The organism is Acinetobacter johnsonii (assembly GCF_048551975.1).
GTDB lineage: Bacteria > Pseudomonadota > Gammaproteobacteria > Pseudomonadales > Moraxellaceae > Acinetobacter > Acinetobacter johnsonii_A.
The window spans coordinates 13123-28886 of the sequence record NZ_JBIMCF010000028.1; the positions used below are offsets into that span (position 1 = coordinate 13123).

The 15764-nt window shown below is 52.9% G+C and carries 18 protein-coding genes and 1 pseudogene; 4 read left to right on the top strand and 15 right to left on the bottom strand.

Translation table 11 applies throughout. The features are described from left to right. Positions 1-1193: 1193 nt before the first annotated feature. The 4 genes from ACG9ZB_RS14845 to ACG9ZB_RS14860 all read right to left on the bottom strand — a co-directional run bounded on the left by ACG9ZB_RS14845 (position 1194) and on the right by ACG9ZB_RS14860 (position 3610). Complete coding sequence (locus tag ACG9ZB_RS14845; RefSeq protein ID WP_003464986.1) at positions 1194-1475, bottom strand: DUF427 domain-containing protein; 282 nt, start codon at positions 1473-1475, stop codon at positions 1194-1196. Positions 1476-1542: 67 nt separating this feature from the next. Then, the gene (gene grxC / locus ACG9ZB_RS14850; RefSeq protein ID WP_005005995.1) at positions 1543-1815 is read right to left on the bottom strand and encodes a glutaredoxin 3; all 273 of its coding nucleotides are present in this window, start codon (positions 1813-1815) and stop codon (positions 1543-1545) included. 453 nt (positions 1816-2268) lie between these two features. Then, positions 2269-3015, bottom strand: coding sequence for a ferredoxin reductase (locus tag ACG9ZB_RS14855; protein WP_419326550.1), 747 nt, complete (start codon positions 3013-3015; stop codon positions 2269-2271). Next, positions 3008-3610, bottom strand: a complete 603-nt coding sequence (locus tag ACG9ZB_RS14860; protein ID WP_003464980.1) for a sulfite oxidase-like oxidoreductase — start codon at positions 3608-3610, stop codon at positions 3008-3010. The genes ACG9ZB_RS14855 and ACG9ZB_RS14860 overlap by 8 nt, the downstream gene beginning before the upstream one ends. A gap of 467 nt (positions 3611-4077) precedes the next feature. Here ACG9ZB_RS14860 and ACG9ZB_RS14865 point away from each other — a divergent pair, with 467 nt between their 5' ends. Together ACG9ZB_RS14865 and ACG9ZB_RS14870 are read left to right on the top strand one after the other, a co-directional pair. Next, complete coding sequence (locus ACG9ZB_RS14865; RefSeq protein ID WP_419326552.1) at positions 4078-4302, top strand: hypothetical protein; 225 nt, start codon at positions 4078-4080, stop codon at positions 4300-4302. 45 nt (positions 4303-4347) lie between these two features. Continuing rightward, on the top strand, positions 4348-5859 hold the full coding sequence (locus ACG9ZB_RS14870; protein ID WP_419326554.1) for a transposase: 1512 nt from the start codon (positions 4348-4350) through the stop codon (positions 5857-5859). Between the two features lie 94 nt (positions 5860-5953). On the opposite strand, the gene ACG9ZB_RS14875 is transcribed toward ACG9ZB_RS14870, so the two are convergent. Beyond that, positions 5954-6625, bottom strand: coding sequence for a phage integrase N-terminal SAM-like domain-containing protein (locus ACG9ZB_RS14875; protein ID WP_198054698.1), 672 nt, complete (start codon positions 6623-6625; stop codon positions 5954-5956). Between the two features lie 100 nt (positions 6626-6725). Between ACG9ZB_RS14875 and ACG9ZB_RS14880 the strand changes: the two genes are divergently transcribed. After that, positions 6726-7196 carry a DM13 domain-containing protein gene (locus tag ACG9ZB_RS14880; protein ID WP_039048263.1) on the top strand — a complete coding sequence of 157 codons (471 nt, stop codon included), beginning with the start codon at positions 6726-6728 and terminating at the stop codon, positions 7194-7196. 528 nt (positions 7197-7724) lie between these two features. Here ACG9ZB_RS14880 and ACG9ZB_RS14885 read toward each other — a convergent pair. From ACG9ZB_RS14885 to msrB, 8 genes are all read right to left on the bottom strand, one after another. Further along, positions 7725-8018 (bottom strand): DUF1330 domain-containing protein, encoded by a 294-nt coding sequence (locus tag ACG9ZB_RS14885; protein ID WP_010591688.1) that lies wholly within the window; start codon positions 8016-8018, stop codon positions 7725-7727. Between the two features lie 58 nt (positions 8019-8076). Further along, the gene (locus ACG9ZB_RS14890) at positions 8077-8508 is read right to left on the bottom strand and encodes a GlcG/HbpS family heme-binding protein (RefSeq protein ID WP_005006001.1); all 432 of its coding nucleotides are present in this window, start codon (positions 8506-8508) and stop codon (positions 8077-8079) included. 72 nt (positions 8509-8580) lie between these two features. After that, positions 8581-9594, bottom strand: a complete 1014-nt coding sequence (locus ACG9ZB_RS14895; protein WP_002118279.1) for a zinc-binding alcohol dehydrogenase family protein — start codon at positions 9592-9594, stop codon at positions 8581-8583. A 45-nt stretch (positions 9595-9639) separates the two neighbouring features. Then, complete coding sequence (locus tag ACG9ZB_RS14900; protein WP_005006003.1) at positions 9640-9948, bottom strand: hypothetical protein; 309 nt, start codon at positions 9946-9948, stop codon at positions 9640-9642. A 91-nt stretch (positions 9949-10039) separates the two neighbouring features. Further along, the gene (locus ACG9ZB_RS14905; RefSeq protein WP_002118270.1) at positions 10040-11008 is read right to left on the bottom strand and encodes a magnesium and cobalt transport protein CorA; all 969 of its coding nucleotides are present in this window, start codon (positions 11006-11008) and stop codon (positions 10040-10042) included. Continuing rightward, positions 11005-11709 (bottom strand): glutathione S-transferase N-terminal domain-containing protein, encoded by a 705-nt coding sequence (locus tag ACG9ZB_RS14910; protein WP_005006007.1) that lies wholly within the window; start codon positions 11707-11709, stop codon positions 11005-11007. The genes ACG9ZB_RS14905 and ACG9ZB_RS14910 overlap by 4 nt, the downstream gene beginning before the upstream one ends. A 140-nt stretch (positions 11710-11849) precedes the next feature. Then, positions 11850-12389: a peptide-methionine (S)-S-oxide reductase MsrA gene (gene msrA / locus ACG9ZB_RS14915; RefSeq protein ID WP_003464967.1), complete on the bottom strand. Its 540-nt coding sequence runs from the start codon at positions 12387-12389 to the stop codon at positions 11850-11852. A gap of 1 nt (position 12390) precedes the next feature. Beyond that, complete coding sequence (msrB, locus tag ACG9ZB_RS14920) at positions 12391-12834, bottom strand: peptide-methionine (R)-S-oxide reductase MsrB (RefSeq protein ID WP_003464965.1); 444 nt, start codon at positions 12832-12834, stop codon at positions 12391-12393. A 246-nt stretch (positions 12835-13080) separates the two neighbouring features. Here msrB and ACG9ZB_RS14925 point away from each other — a divergent pair, with 246 nt between their 5' ends. Beyond that, positions 13081-14013, top strand: coding sequence for an IS5-like element ISAba12 family transposase (locus tag ACG9ZB_RS14925; RefSeq protein WP_058971768.1), 933 nt, complete (start codon positions 13081-13083; stop codon positions 14011-14013). Between the two features lie 195 nt (positions 14014-14208). Here the strand turns inward: ACG9ZB_RS14925 and gorA are convergent, their stop codons facing one another. Further along, on the bottom strand, positions 14209-15561 hold the full coding sequence (gorA, locus tag ACG9ZB_RS14930; RefSeq protein WP_002122354.1) for a glutathione-disulfide reductase: 1353 nt from the start codon (positions 15559-15561) through the stop codon (positions 14209-14211). Positions 15562-15639: 78 nt separating this feature from the next. Further along, positions 15640-15764, bottom strand: a pseudogene (locus tag ACG9ZB_RS14935) (IS3 family transposase); the annotation flags it as partial.

Sequence of the window (15764 nt, forward strand, 5' to 3'; positions counted from 1 at the left end):
TTCGGGCTTCCGAATAGCTGTTAGCTGAAAGCTATCATGAGCTAAGTTTTCTGTGCATCATCAAATGTGTTAATGGGAGCGCCATAGTACTAGGTACAAATATGGCTCTAGGACAATGTTAGATGTTTTGGATTTTGAGGCGGATCGCTCTTATCGAAGATCGTCTAATTCGCTCTGAAGCGCAGGTTTTTTGAAACTATCACCTGGTTGGCACACTGTGCGAATCAACATCAGATATGAGAAAGCCAATCAGGTGAACACTACCCTCGAGGGCTCATCTGTCCAGTTAAAGCCTCGAGTCTTTCTGGGTGCGCAAAAGACAAGAAGGTTATATGGGAAAATTATGAGGCCTGGATACCATGCGTCATGGGCGTGCCGATGCTGTGAGTGACAGAGCGAGAAGCAAGTGAAAGTCCCTGAAGTAGGGGCGGGATGCGCCCGAGTGGCATTTTTTGTCTTAAGGTAGATCGCGTAGCTGTTCTTCAGAATAATCTTCAGAGCGTTGACGACAGCCATCGCTGTGCATTCCTCAAGAATAGAATGTGTCGGAAGGGTGGCGTCATTGGTGTTAGTCATCGCTTAGGATTTCTCAATCTGGCTTACACGGGCGCCTGTACCGATATCCCCGCGGATGGCGACGTATCGATGTTGAATTCCTCGCCAGACGAAGTGCAATGAGCTGCGGCTATAGGCTTGCGCAGCCTTAGATAGCCGGCCGTCGCAGGCGCGCCGGTTGGCCGGGATCTTCTTCTGCCCGTCAGGTGTCCGGTCGGAACTCCAGCACGAACGCTACGACCTTTTCGGCGGACATTTCGCACGGCTTCAACAATGTCCTATCTGATGTAACGCGGAAGAGGTTGAAGCTGACAATGTCAGTCCCGTCCAACTCCCTGGCGAACAGACTGTTGCGACGTCCGTCCCCAGATCGCCGGACGATCAAGCTGAAACGCCGGCCTTCATAAGTCCCTTCTCTGTATCCCTCCGCAAGCTTCGCGAAAGCGGCATCGAACTCGGAATGCTCCATGTCATCCATCCTTATTGATAGAACAGAGGCGCGGCGGGTGCGAGACCGCCAGTGCCGGGTCGCGCTAAGGTGCCGGGCAGATTCCTGCAGCCGACGAGGCCCGGGGTGGGCAGGATAATTGAGATGTCGGCGCCCGCATGGCTATCAGCGAAGTCGTCCGTCCAGTCTGCTAGGCAACGTCCACGCCTTTCCAGAAAGCGATGTAATCCCGGATACCCTCGGCATCCGGAGTGGGGGCGGGATAGGTCCAAGCGGCGTTCACGTTGAGCGCGTCACCCGCGCGAACATGAAAGAAGCGCGCGGCGCCTTTGATCGGACAGACAGATGTGTGCGGGCTCATCTCAAGCAGGCTCAGGTCGACTCCTGACGGTGGGAAGTAGTGATTTCCCTCGACGATGACTGTTTCGTCGCTTGTGGCGATAGTAGTGTCTTTCCAGATGGCTGAGACCAACGGACTCTCCTTTTGTATTCATCAACCGGCGAAGGCTCGCGGGCTGGCTGCCCCAAGCCGCACCTCCTCAGGTGGCAGGCGGGTTGCGCCCGAGAAGTTTGTCGAGCTCGCCTCTGACATCGAGCGCGAATAGCTCATCGGAGCCACCGATAAGGGTGCCATTGATGAAGATCTGCGGCACGGAGCTTCGCCCCGACGCTTCCGCCATGGCCTGCCGGTGAGCCGGATCCGCCTCAATATCGAGCTCCTTCCATCGCACGCCCTTTTCCTTGAGGAGCGCCTTCGCTCGGCGGCAGAACGGGCACCAATTCGTGGTGTACAGCAATACATCAGTTGTCATATTGCATCTCCGGCAGTTGCACGCGGATTGCTGTCATGGCGTTGATCTCCAATTCGCGGCGTTCAAAGATGGCGACTGCACCTTGGCCGACATCGGAGCAGATGCTGACGATTGGCCGCTATCCAGGCGACATGGCCCAAAGTGCTTTCACCGCCAGGCAGAGGCCGCACGCGCCTCCTGTAGCGCCGAGCCGATGCTCTAAGGTAACCGAGCCTCGATTGGGACGGAAGCGGTCCCGCTCGAATCGCCCATCATGCTGGTCGAGCATATCAGGACGACGGATAGTGCAGGAACTTTCAAATTGAGCTTGATGTCGAGCCAGGTATCGCGAGCGAAGGCGTTCTAGAGGCCGGGGGGTACGAAGACTGTGTTCGGCAAAACGGTTCACGTTGATCGCCAAAGCTTCCCAGGGCGCACGTCTACGATCGGCGCGACGTGAGATAGCTCGCGCCGCTAGCCCCCGTAGCGCTCCGTCTTGATGATGGAGGCGTCCAAGCCCGCCAGCAGCGCGCTATCGGTTGCGATGTTGACGAATCCGTTAGACCCGCAGACGAACACTTGCGTCGGCTTTCCCTGAAGCCTGGTTAGAATTTCTTGGACCATCATGCCGTCGATCCGTCGCGCAAAGTCCGATGCGCGAACCGGTTTCTCGCGCGTAATCGCGAGCGCCAGGACGAACGCCGGATCGCTGATTTCGATGCAATGAAGTTCTTCTGAGAAGAGAACGTCCTCGGCGGTTCGTGCGGACAGGAGCAACGCTGTCGGAACGGCTTGGGCCAATGCGTGGCGCTGCCGGATCATTGCCATCAACGGCACGAGGCCGGAGCCTCCCCCGATCAACAGAACCGGATCTATGGCAGGCTCAGGCCAAAGGAAATGGCCACCGAGCGGACCGCGAACTTCGATTTCGTCACCAATCGCCGCGATGTCGTGAAAAAACGGCGAAACTTCGGCATCCGGCATGCGCTCGATAGCTATCTCGACGATCGGGGTCGAAACTGCCGATGACGCGATCGAGTAGCTGCGCATTGCACTGTAGCCGTCGGGCGCGGTCAGCCGGATATCGACGTGCTGACCTGCGGTGTGCGCGAACGGCTTGCTCAACCGAAGGAAGAAGCTCTTGATACTCGGTGTTTGCTGGATGATGTCGTCGATCACGCATGATTGCCACGAACGGACTTGCGCTTCGTTTTCAGTCATGGGTGTATCGTTGTTCGCGCCACGGATCGCCGTAGATGTGATAGCCGTGCAGCTCCCAAAAGCCGGCCTCGTCACGCGTCGTGAATTGCAGCGCATTCACCCATTTGGCGGATTTCCAGAAGTAAAGGTGCGGCACTAGAAGACGCGCCGGCCCCCCATGATCGCGGGAAAGTGGCTTGCCCGCATAACTGAGGGCGACCATCGCTTTCCCGGAAAGCAGATCCGTCAGAGGGACGTTTGTCGAATAATTATCGTAGCAGTGCGCCAAGACGAAATCGGTAGGCCGATCAAGCTCTGCATCTGCAAGGATGTCTTCAATGAGTACACCCTCCCAAACGGTATCCAGTTTGGACCAAGAGGTGACGCAGTGAATATCCTTTGTCACCTGGGTCTTTGGTAGAGTGTTGAATTCGCCCCAATTCCACGTTTTGACGGGCTTCGGACCAATTTTGACTGTGAATTTCCAGTCGGAGGGCTCTACCCTCGGCGTAGGGCCGGCCGACAGAACAGGGAAATCCTCCACCAGATGCTGACCTGGCGGAATCCGATCGGACTGGTCGCCTGAACCGCGACCGGTGAAACCTCTGGTGACCATAGTGACCCCTCTTGCTCGATACGGCAGACCGAAGCCGGCCTTCATTTCAGTACTCTGCGTAAAGCATTTGCCCGCACATCCGCCGAATAAGCCAATCGACTAAAAATCAGATACAGATGCTCTATCATCGTAAAAAATCGCGTATCGAACATAGCGTCAGGCCAGCATGATTCCCAATACCCAATGGCTATAGGGTAGATAACCCCAAGGCTGCGTACGCTGATCTGCGGTATGCGGAGCGGAAGTTGCAGGTTCGCTCTCAAACGGATGGGCAGCGTGCAAAGCTCAAGGCTCACCAGCGCATGGTTGCCCAGTTCGCGCTCGCCGGCAGCTTGAGTATATTAAGGACGAAATGTCGATCTGATCTATTCTGGCTTCAGGAAATAGGGAAAATAAGGTCGGACGTTCGCGCACCGTCGCGACGCGCGATCATCCACTAAGCTTCTGTATCGGGGTTGGAGGATCAGATGAACGAGATCGAACGACAAGCGCCTGAGCTGCGGGTGCAAAAATGGATTGGCAAAGATGGGGAAAGTATCGCGCCGTTCAAACTGTCAGATATCGGGCCCGGCCCGAAAATCTTGTTTGCCTTCCAGCATTGGTGCCAAGGTTGCCATTTGCATGGGTTTCCGACGCTACAAAAGTTGCATGCAGCGTTGAGCTCAAAAGACGTGGGGTTCGCAGTGATCTAGACCGTCTTCGAAGGAACGCATGAGAATACCTTCGAGAAGTTGCGCGTGAACCAGCTCAAGTATGAGCTTCCTATCGTTTTCGGTCACGACGAGCAACCGACCGGCTCGCCGTTTCCAACCTTCATGGAAGACTACCGCACACGAGGAACTCCGTGGTTTACGGTTATCGACGCTGGCGGTAGCATTGTTTTCTCGGACTTCCATCTCGACGCGGAGCTAGAGTATGGCTTTTTGCGTGTGCGCTGTGAAGATTGTCATCACGAGCGTTTGGTCGCTTTCAGCTGCAAACGGCGTGGTTTCTGCCCCAGCTGCGGTACCCGCCGGATGGTGGAGAGTGCCGCACTTTTGGTGGATGAAGTATTTCCCGCAGAGCCTATTCGCCAATGGGTGCTGAGTTTTCCTTTCCAGTTGCGCTTTTTGCTGGCCCGTTACCCGGAGCTGATGGGCAAGGTCTTGAGCATCGTTTACCGTATACTCTCAACCCATCTGATTAAGAAAGCGGGTTTTACCAAGGCTACGGCACAAAGTGGATCGGTAACGCTCATCCAACGCTTTGGCTCCGCGCTGAATCTGAATGTACACTACCACATGCTGTTTCTCGACGGGATTTACACCGAAGACGGCCATGGTAAACAGCGCTTCCATCGGGTCAAAGCGCCGACCCACGATGAGCTGAATACCCTCGTCCACACGCTTAGCCATCGCATTGCTCGCTGTCTGGAAAAGCGAGGCGTATTAGAGCGCGATGCCGAGAATACCTGGTTGACTCTGGAAGAGGAGGAAGGCGATGTGCTGACGCAACTGCAGGGCGCATCAGTGACCTATCGCATCGCCACCGGTCCTCAGCAGGGGCGCAAGGTCTTCACCCTACAAACCTTACCGGGGCGAGAGAATCAGGCCGACACCAACAGCCGAGTGGCGAACTATGCCGGCTTCTCGCTACACGCCGGTGTCATGGCCGAAGCGCATCAGCGAGATAAGCTTGAGCGCCTGTGTCGCTATATCAGTCGGCCAGCGATCTCGGAAAAGCGTCTGGCATTGACCGCCAATGGACAAATCCGCTACGAGCTCAAAACCCCTTACCGCAATGGCACTACGCATGTGATCTTCGAACCACTGGATTTCATTGCCAAGCTAGCGGCTTTGGTACCCAAGCCTAGGGTCAACCTTACTCGATTCCACGGGCTTTTTGCACCGAACAGCAAACACCGCGTTCAAGTAACACCCGCTAAGCGGGGCAAAAAGCCCGATCAATCGGAAGGTCTCGATACTGGCTGGTGTGACAAGAGCCCCGCAGAGCGCCACCGCGCTATGACCTGGATGCAACGACTCAAGCGTGTTTTCAACATCGACATCGAGGTCTGTGAACACTGCGGTGGCCAAGTCAAAGTGATTGCAAGCATTGAAGACCCGAAGGTGATTGAGCTGATTCTTAATTACCTCAGGCAGAAAGCCGCTAAGGTTGACGCTGCCAAACAGCACGAATTGCCGCCAGAGCGAGCCCCGCCACTGACTCCCAGCCTGTTCGACCCATCGCAGACTTGCCTATTTAATTGACGCGCCTAAGTTCTCAATCCATGCACTGTCAGCCTTTGCGGCAGGCCGGTGGGGCAACTGTCGGCTAGAGATCCATTCGCCAGGCACTTTTCGGTCAAATCGACCAAAATACGACCTGCTTTAGGCGCTGTGAAGCTAAATTCTGGGGCTTAGGCAATAAAAATGAGCAGCAATTTCGGGTATGATACTTCAGCTTAGGGGTGAAAAGGTGCTTTATACTTCCTATACTCAAATCTATATCTTTAATGCGTAGTTGTAATAACTCTGTCAATCTCATGCCTGTGCCATAGAGCATTTTAGCCATTAACAGATGAATACCTGATAAATGTTTAAAAACGGACTGAACCTCTAGGTGTGTTAATGCTACAGGTAATCTTTTGGGTTTATTGGGTCGATTTAATTCTAGTAACCAAGGTAGCCCTACGCCAAGTACCTCCTTATATAAGAAAAGTAATGCTGAAAGTGCTTGATGATGTGTAGATTGTGAAACATTTCCCACGTTCACCAAATGTGACAGATAAGATTCCACTTCCAATCGACCCATCTCTTGTGGATGACGCATTTGATGAAAAATTACATAGCGTTTTATCCAACCACAATACGCTTGCTCAGTTCGATAACTCATATGCTTATAGCGTATACGTTGTCTAACTAAATCGAATAGTTTTGGGTGCTGAGTTGTCATCATATTATCCTTGTTATTTTTTTTGTTTAATGATAATTTTAGTTTAAATAAATCAATGCTTTTTGTTGTATTTTTAATCAAATAGGTGTCTTATGCAGCAAGTTTTTTTTCATCTTATGTGTCACCTCTGCCGCATAAGAGTAGTTGGGCGTCTTCATCCAATCTGTGAGGCTTTCATCCAATGAAGAAAGCAATCCTTCTCGTTGTGTCTCATGTGTGCGTTCTCGCGGCGGGCTTCGCGCTTGGTGTCTATGCGCTTCCTATCCTTACCGCCCCTACTGCACCCACGCTAGCCGAAACCTCGCTAGCAGCGAGCCAAAGCATCTACAAGGGGGAGTTCCGGCGCGACCTCAAAGACAGTGACGCCCTCCATTGGGGGCAAGGCACAGTGAACGTGGGCTCAAAGAGCATTGCGTTCACCGGCAAGCTAGCGCCTGGCCCTGACTACAAGCTCTACCTATCTCCTGAGTTCGTGGAAACGGAAAAAGACTTTGCACGTCTGAAGCCGCAGATGAAACGCATAGGCGATGTTCGTACCTTCGAGAACTTCGTGGTTCCTGTGCCTGAATCAATAGACGTCTCGCAGTACAAAGCCGTCATCGTCTGGTGTGAGTCTTTCTCACAGTTCATTACTGCCGCTGAATACAGGTAGTCCATGCTCAGTGCAAAGACGCCCAACACTTCCATCGAGAGGGACGTCCAAGGGCTGTCGCCCTCGGCCGCCCCTCATGTCAAACGTTAGGCAATAAAACTATGTCATCATTTTCAGACTCTAAGGCAATCAGTGGCTACGCAGAAAACGCTACATTCGATGATCCCACAGAGCGACTAGTGAAGCAACTTGAGCAAGGTTAATCGTTGGAAGGTGGGCAATCATCCTGATTGCCACCCATCCCCTGATGCCCACTACAGGCGTTGCGCGCTGTAACTCTGTTGATCAGCGTGCGAAAACCCGGATCCGGATAGGAGGAGCGTCAACGATTGAATCAATCCGTTGGGAGAGGGCGGCTCCGCTCCGTCAGCTCGGCAATAGATAACCCATTCTCGCCGAGCAACTCTCTGATCCGATCGACGATATGAGCCCCTAGCGCCGCTGTCTTGGTCCCCCCCACAGATTCCCAAGATGCGAGTTCACACGCCGATACCTCGTGGTCAGCGCCGAAGTGCTTCTGTCGGTATGTCACCGCCGCCCTTCAATGATAAAGGCGCGGTAACGGGAACCGGCAAAGCGTTGAGCAGCGATGGTTTGGTAGGCGGGACTGTCATACCAGTCGCGAGCGGCCTGCATCGTCGGGAAACGCAAGATTACGGCCCCTTCGATGGGCGGCCCCTCCAAATGCTGGATCGCGCCATAAGCGGCGAGAAAGGTAACGTCGTGACCATCGAACGATGGTCCGACGCCTGCAGAATAGGTTGCGAGTGCATGTGGGTCGCTGGTTTCTTCCCGCGTAAAGACGACGAACGCTTCCATCATTAGGCCTCTCAAAGGTTGGATCTGTTGGCCATTACCACCGGTGATGGCCTCACAGTCGTCAGGCTGGCAACTGGAACCCGATTTTCATGAGTGCCTCGACGCACGCATCCTGATCCTGCTGATAGTTGCCTCCGGAGATGCCTATGCCGCCGATCAACTTCCCATCCTCCAGAATCGGATAACCGCCGCCGACAGCGACCATCCGAGGGCGATAGGCTAGCGGCGCCACTTTTGGATCGTTGGTCACATAGTCGTTCCAGACATGGGTCGGGAACCCAAACGAGGCGGAACTCCAGGCCTTGTCGATGGCAACATCGACGGTAAGGAACGGCGCATCGTCGGTGCGCTCGAACGCGCGCAGGTTACCGGTGGCGTCGACGACGGCGACGGCAGCCGGGATGCCGATGGCACGGGCCGCAGCGAGCGCCGCGTCGATGAGGGCGACTGCGGTTTCGCGGTTGATCGAGGCGGTGGCAATAGATTTGGTCATGGGATTCTCATCGCTGGGGCATAACCCGTTCGGCTTTTTGAGGTTGGACAAGATGTTTGGCGATCGCGGTCGTTAGAAGCCTTCGAGGACGATCTTGCCTTTAGCCGCGCCACTTTCGATCAGTGCATGCACCGTCTTCAGATTGGCGGCATTGATCGGCGACAGTCGCCGGGTCAGCGTCGTGCGGATTTTGCCGTCGTCAACCAGCGCTGCCATCGCATCCAGAATCTCGCCCTGCTCATTCATGTCGGGCGTGCCGTAGATCGACCGCGTGAACATCAGCTCGTGGTGGATCGACACCGCCTTGCGCTTGAAAACCATGATATCGAATGCCTTGGGATCGTCGATCAGTCCGAACCGTCCTTGTGGGGCGATCAGTTCGGCGATGTCGGCGACATGTTGCTCGGTATGTGTGGTCGAAAAGACGAAAGCGGGAGCACCGATGCCGAGTTCGGCGATCTGTGGCGCGAGCGGACGAGAATGGTCGATGACGTGGTGAGCTCCAAGCCCTCTTACCCACTCTTGGGTTTCCGGTCGAGAGGCTGTGGCGATGACGGTGAGGTCCGTGCGCTGTCGCGCGATCTGGACGGCGATCGACCCAACCCCGCCCGCGCCACCGATGATGAGGATCGCCTCCGCCGCACCGGGTACGGGCTTCGCCACGTCCAGGCGGTCGAACATCGCCTCCCAGGCCGTCAACGTCGTCAGCGGCAGCGCCGCCGCTTCCGCCCAGGAGAGCGACGCAGGTTTGTGACCGACAATCCGGGCGTCGACGAGATGGAACTCCGCATTGGTACCGGGCCGTGTGATCGATCCGGCATAATAGACCTCGTCGCCTAACTCGAACTGCGTGACGTCGGGGCCGACCTCGCGCACAATCCCGGCGGCATCCCATCCCAGCACCTTCCAATCGCCATCTGCCGGCGGCGTGCTGTTGCGGACCTTGTAGTCGACCGGGTTGACCGAGACGGCCTTCACCTCAACCAGGATATCGTATCCTGCAGCGACAGGCCGAGGCAGATTGATGTCGACCAGCGCGGCATCCGCGGCGATGGGTCCCGGAACCTTGTAACCAATGGCTTTCATAAATGTCTCCAGCTTGCTTGATCGGATGACGCGAATGCTCGTTAGTCAACTTCTTCTACATTGAGGTCCCGACTCTTGAACTGGGTCGCGGTAGCAGATTTCATCGAACACGTCGATCAACAGGCCTTTATGCTCTGTCGCCGGATCGGTGATCGCGTAGATGTTGGAGGCATCTTCGCCGTCGTCCCCGCTCTCGAGGCGCAACGCCGCATCGACGCGAATGCTGCATGCATCGAGGGTTGACCCTAGTTCGAGATCGACGAGATTGCCGTCCTTGACGCGGTATTCGCGGTCATAGCCGTTGGCGATGAATGACTGGACTGCTTCTAGAACGTCGGTCACCTGGGAGGTCATGGAAGCACCTTCATCTTGAACTGGATTGGACACGCTCGCGCACAAAGCGCGCTGTGACTCGGCGGACGGAGAAGCTCGCGAAGTGCGTTACTCATAGCCACTTGGCCTTCTTGAAGCGCATGAACAGGAGAAGGCAGAACACCGCTATCACTCCGAGCACGACGAAGTAGCCATATGGCGTGTCCAGTTCCGGCATGTGCTTGAAGTTCATGCCATATATTCCGGCGATCGCCGTCGGGACCGTCAAGATCGCCGCCCAGGCCGCGAGCTGGCGAGTGACCACACCGATCCTTTGCGCTTCCAGAAGGCTGCTGGCCTCGAAGACCGTGGACAGGACAAGCAGGAGGCCGTCGACCATGGACTGCACGCGGTGGACATGGTCCGCGACGTCGTGGAAATATGGTGTCATTTCGGCGCTGATGCAGGGAAAGTGGCCGCGAACGAGCTTTCGCACCAGCTCGGCCATAGCCCCGAGCGTGCGCTGGAACCGCGTGAGTTCGGACCTTAGTTCGAAGATTCGCGCCACCTCTTCTGGCCCGAGGAAATCGTGCAGCGACCGTCGCTCCATCGCCAGGACGTCGTCCTCGATCATTTCGAAGATGGGCAGATACTGGTCGACCACTCGGTGCAAGATCGCGTGCAGCACATAGTCGACACCCTTGCCGAACTGCGTCGGCGATGCCTCGAGTTGCTCCCGAAGTTTGCCCAGCGCTCCGGCATTGCCGTGCCGCACGGTGATAAGGTGATTGTGACCGGTGAAGATCGCCATCTTGCCGTAGCTGATCCGGTCGCCGACCAGCTCGGCGGTCTGGGCGACGACGTACAACTCATCGTTGTAGACCTCGAGCTTGGGCGGGCACAGCGGGTGCATGGCGTTGTCGATCGCCAAAGGATGGAGGTTATACGTCGTCTGGATCGCGCTGAGTTCGTCTGCGGTGGGCTCGCTAAGCGCGATCCAGCAGAAGCCCGAGCGATTCTCGTTTAGTTCGACGTGCTCATCGAGCCTGATTTCACGGACTCGCTTACCTTCGTTGTAATAATATGCGGCGATAATGGTCATGCAGGCCTCGCAGGAATTCGCAGGCCACGCTGTACAGCCGGTCGCGCCAGCCCGCGTTCGAGCCATGCCTGCACGTTCGAATAGCTGCTTAGGCCGAGGATGTCGCCCGCTGCGTAGAATTCGACCAGCGCATTCACCCAGCCAAACGTCGCAATGTCCGCGATCGAGTAATCATCGACAATCCATTCGCGGCCCTCCAGCCGGTGATCCAGGACCCCGAGAAGACGCCTGGATTCATCAACAAAGCGCTGCCGAGGTCGCTTGTCCTCATAGTCCTTGCCGGCAAATCGCAGGAAAAAGCCTAGCTGTCCGAACATCGGCCCGATGGCCGACATCTGAAAGAACACCCACGCTAGGGTCTCGTAACGCTGGCCTGGTTCGGTGGAGATGAACTGACCCGTCTTGTCGGCCAGATAGAGGAGGATCGCACCGGATTCCCATAAGGCGATGGGTCTACCGTCAGGGCCAGCCGGATCGATGATCGCCGGTATGCGTCCGTTCGGGTTCAGCGACACGAACGCCGGATCCTTCGACTCGTTGTTCGAGATGTCGATCAGGTGGGGCTCGTACGCCAGGCCAGTCTCCTCAAGCATGATCGAGACCTTGACGCCATTGGGCGTAGGGGCTGCGTAGAGTTGCAGGCGATCGGGATGAGATGCCGGCCAGCGCTGCGTGATCGGAAAGGACGAGAGGTCTGGCATAAATCTGCGATCCTGGTGTTGCGATGGCGACTGACTGGAACGAGCCGTCACTCTGAAGTAGGGTTCGATGACCGCGTCGCTGAACGACGCGGTCACGAAGATTGCGGACCGGACCGGCGCAGTGGCAACGGCAGTGAAGCCTATTCCGCCGCGGTCCCGGCCGCTGGCTGTACGTCGTCAACCTTTTGGCGCTTCGGAAGCACCCAGCCGGGACGGACGAAGTGGCAGGTGTAGCCGCCCGGGCGCTTCTCCAGATAATCCTGGTGATCGGGCTCGGCCTCCCAGAACTCGCCGACCGGCTGGACCTCGGTCACCACTTTGCCATCCCACAGCCCCGAGGCATCCACATCGGCGATCGTATCCTCGGCGACGCGCTTCTGCTCCTCGTCGACATAATAGATGCCCGACCGGTAGGAGAGCCCACGATCATTGCCCTGGCGGTTCAGCGTCGTCGGATCGTGGATCTGGAAGAAGAATTCCAGGATGTTCCGGTAGCTCGTCACTGTCGGGTCGAAGACAATCTCGATCCCCTCGGCATGCGTGCCGTGATTACGATACGTGGCGTTCGGAATATCGCCGCCCGTGTAACCCACACGGGTCGAGATGATGCCGGGCCGCTTGCGGATCAGATCCTGCATGCCCCAGAAACATCCTCCTGCGAGAACAGCGCGCTGATGCATGTTAAGCCTCCTCTACTTGATCGAGATATTCACCGTATCCCTCGGACTCCATCTCGTCGCGCGGGATGAAGCGAAGGGACGCTGAGTTGATGCAGTACCGCAGACCGCCGCGGTCGGAAGGACCATCGGGGAACACATGGCCGAGATGACTGTCTGCGTGTACTGACCTGACCTCCGTCCGGACCATGCCGTGTGCGCTGTCCCGCACCTCGTTCACGTTTGCCGAAACGATCGGCTTGGTGAAGCTGGGCCAGCCAGTACCCGAATCGAACTTGTCCGTCGAAGCGAACAGTGGCTCTCCCGACACTATGTCGACGTAGATGCCAGGCTCCTTGTTGTCGTTGTACTCGCCCGTGAAGGGCCTTTCGGTGCCCGCCTCCTGGGTAATTCGGTGTTGCTCGGGAGTCAGGTGGTCGATTGCTGTCTGTGACTTTTCAAACTTCATTACAGTCTCCAATACTTATCTAGAGGGCCAGGCACGCTACCGCTAATTTTTTATGTCTCCTGATTTGCTCCTACAATGGTAGTGGGATGGCAAACGAGGTTTTACTAAGTGTTGGAAAATTAGAGATTTAAATTTCGCGTCTATTAATTATAGCGCAACTGAGTGGTTAAGCAAGTACGTAATCAGTAAATAGGCTTTGTTGCACAAACCTATCTGTAAAGGGTTTTTCAGCGATATAATTTTCAAATGAAGAAGCCTACACACAAAATCTACCGCACAACCAATTGGCCCGCATATAACCGAGCACTCATGAGTCGCGGAAATATTGCCATTTGGTTTGATCCTGCTACGCAATGGTATGCGCCATCAAAAGGCAAACAAGGGCGAAATCAAACCTACTCCGACGCAGCCATCCAATGCTGCTTAATGATTAAATCCTTATTCCGTCTGTCTTTACGTATGGTCACTGGCTTTGTGCAAAGTCTGATTAAACTTTGCGGATTAAATTGGATAGCTCCAGATTACACCACGCTTTGTAGAAGACAAAAGCATATTGATATTGTAATCAGCTACCAAAAAAGTAGCGATGGGCTGCATCTACTCATGGACTCTACAGGCATGAAGTTTCTAGGTGAGGGCGAATGGAAACGCAAGAAACATGGACCTGAATATCGTCGCCAATGGCGTAAACTTCATATTGGTATAGATGCTAAAACCCTGCAAATACGAGCAGTTCAGCTTACAACCAATAATGTCAGTGATTCACAGGTGCTTGGTGATTTACTTAATCAGATTCCACAAGATGAGCGGATTAACTCTGTTTATACCGATGGAGCTTATGACACCAAGCAATGCCGTCAGGTCATTGCAGATCGGCAAGCGCATGCGGTGATTCCACCTAGAAAAAATGCGAAACCATGGAAAGATACAAAGAGTAGCTCGCTAGAGCGAAATGAATTACTTCGAACAATTAAACGTTTAGGCACGACACTATGGAAAAAATGGTCAGGCTATCATCGGCGAAGTTTGGTTGAAACTAAGATGCATTGCATCAAATTATTAGGAGATAAACTCAGTGCAAGGAGTTTTGATAGCCAAGTGAATGAGATCCATGCACGTGTAGCAGTCCTTAACAGATTTACGGAATTAGGTCGACCACTTACCCAAGTTACGCCTTAAATTTGGCTCAATTAGGGGCGCTTTGCATTTCAAATCTTTGTGCAACAAAGCCGAGCATGTGCTGTTTGTGATAAATTGAGATTATGTTGAGTGAGTTCTCTAATAATTCTAAGTTGTTGAAAGTTCATAATTTGGATATAGAATATAAAAATAAGAGCAAATATATAAATAAATGCTCTTTTAGATGATCAATGATTAACGCATTGTGACGAATTCTTCAGCAGAAGTCGGATGAATTGCTAAAGTGTTATCGAAGTCTTTTTTAGTTGCTCCCATTTTTAAAGCAACAGCAAAGCCTTGCAGAATTTCATCCATACCGTATCCAATACCATGAATTCCGACCACTTTCTCATCAGTTCCTACACAAATTAATTTCATTTTTGTGAGTTGTCGATGTTCTGTTATCGCTGTATACATGGATGTAAAGGAAGAACTATAAATTTTGATGGCATCTTTACCAAATTTTTCTATGGCTTGATCTTCGGTTAATCCAACTGTTCCAATAGGTGGGTGACTAAACACCACAGTCGGAATATTTTCATAATCTAAATGTTCATTTGGCTTATTGTTAAATAAACGTTCAGACAGTCTTCGACCCGCTGCCACAGCAACAGGTGTTAACTCGACTTTACCTGTAATATCACCCACTGCATAAATGCCAGACTGTGTTGTATTTTGATATGCATCAACATGAATAAAGCGATTCTCGTTCAATTGAACTTGAGTCTTATTAAGATTGATCGCTTCAGTTGCAGGTTTTCTACCAATTGCCCAAATCAAGCAATCTACACTATGTTCTGTACCATCTTCTAGGTGTAATACAAGTGAGTTATCTTGAACTTTAGTCACTTTGTTAATCTGACTATGAGTATGCACGTTAATATTTTCACTGCGCATATTCTCTAATAGTGTTTTACCAAGGAAATGATCTAATCCACGCAAAGGCTGATGTTTACGAATAAATAATTGTACATTCGAACCCAATGCATTAAGAACACCTGCCAATTCCACAGCAATATAGCCAGAACCAACAATAGCAGTCCGCTTCGGTAAGTGTTCTAATCCGAAGAAACCATTGGAATCAATACCATATTCAGCACCTTCAATTTCAGGTTTGAATGCTTGAGTCCCCGTAGCAATTAAAATATGGTCAGCTGTGTACGTTTCACCATTTACTTCAATTGTTTGAGCATCTAAAAATTTTGCAAAACCTCGAATGACATCAACATTATTTTTAGCTAGTCCTGTGTCATACGATGTATGTATTCGGCTGATATAGGCTTGTCTGTTTTCAACTAATTTCTTCCAGTTAAAGGATTTCAATTCTGTATTAAAGCCATAGTCAGGACCATATTTATGAATCGCATCGGCAATTTGAGCTGAATACCACATCACTTTTTTAGGAACACATCCTACGTTGACACAGGTTCCACCAATATCACCCATTTCTATCAGTGCACATTTCTTACCATACATGGCAGCACGATTGACTGATGCAATACCGCCACTGCCTCCGCCAATCGCAATATAATCATAGTGTTTAGACATAAATGAAATTCCTGTTTTTTAGATTTAAAAAGTTAATGATATACGCTGAATTATCAGGAGACTTTCCCTTGGGAGATTCTAGGCAGCCAACTTATAAAAGTCTTCGGCCATTTGATTTGGTGTCTTAAAACCCAAACCCTTTTGAATTCTTCGATGATTATAAAATAATTCAATGTATTTTATAATATCTGCTTTGGCTTCTT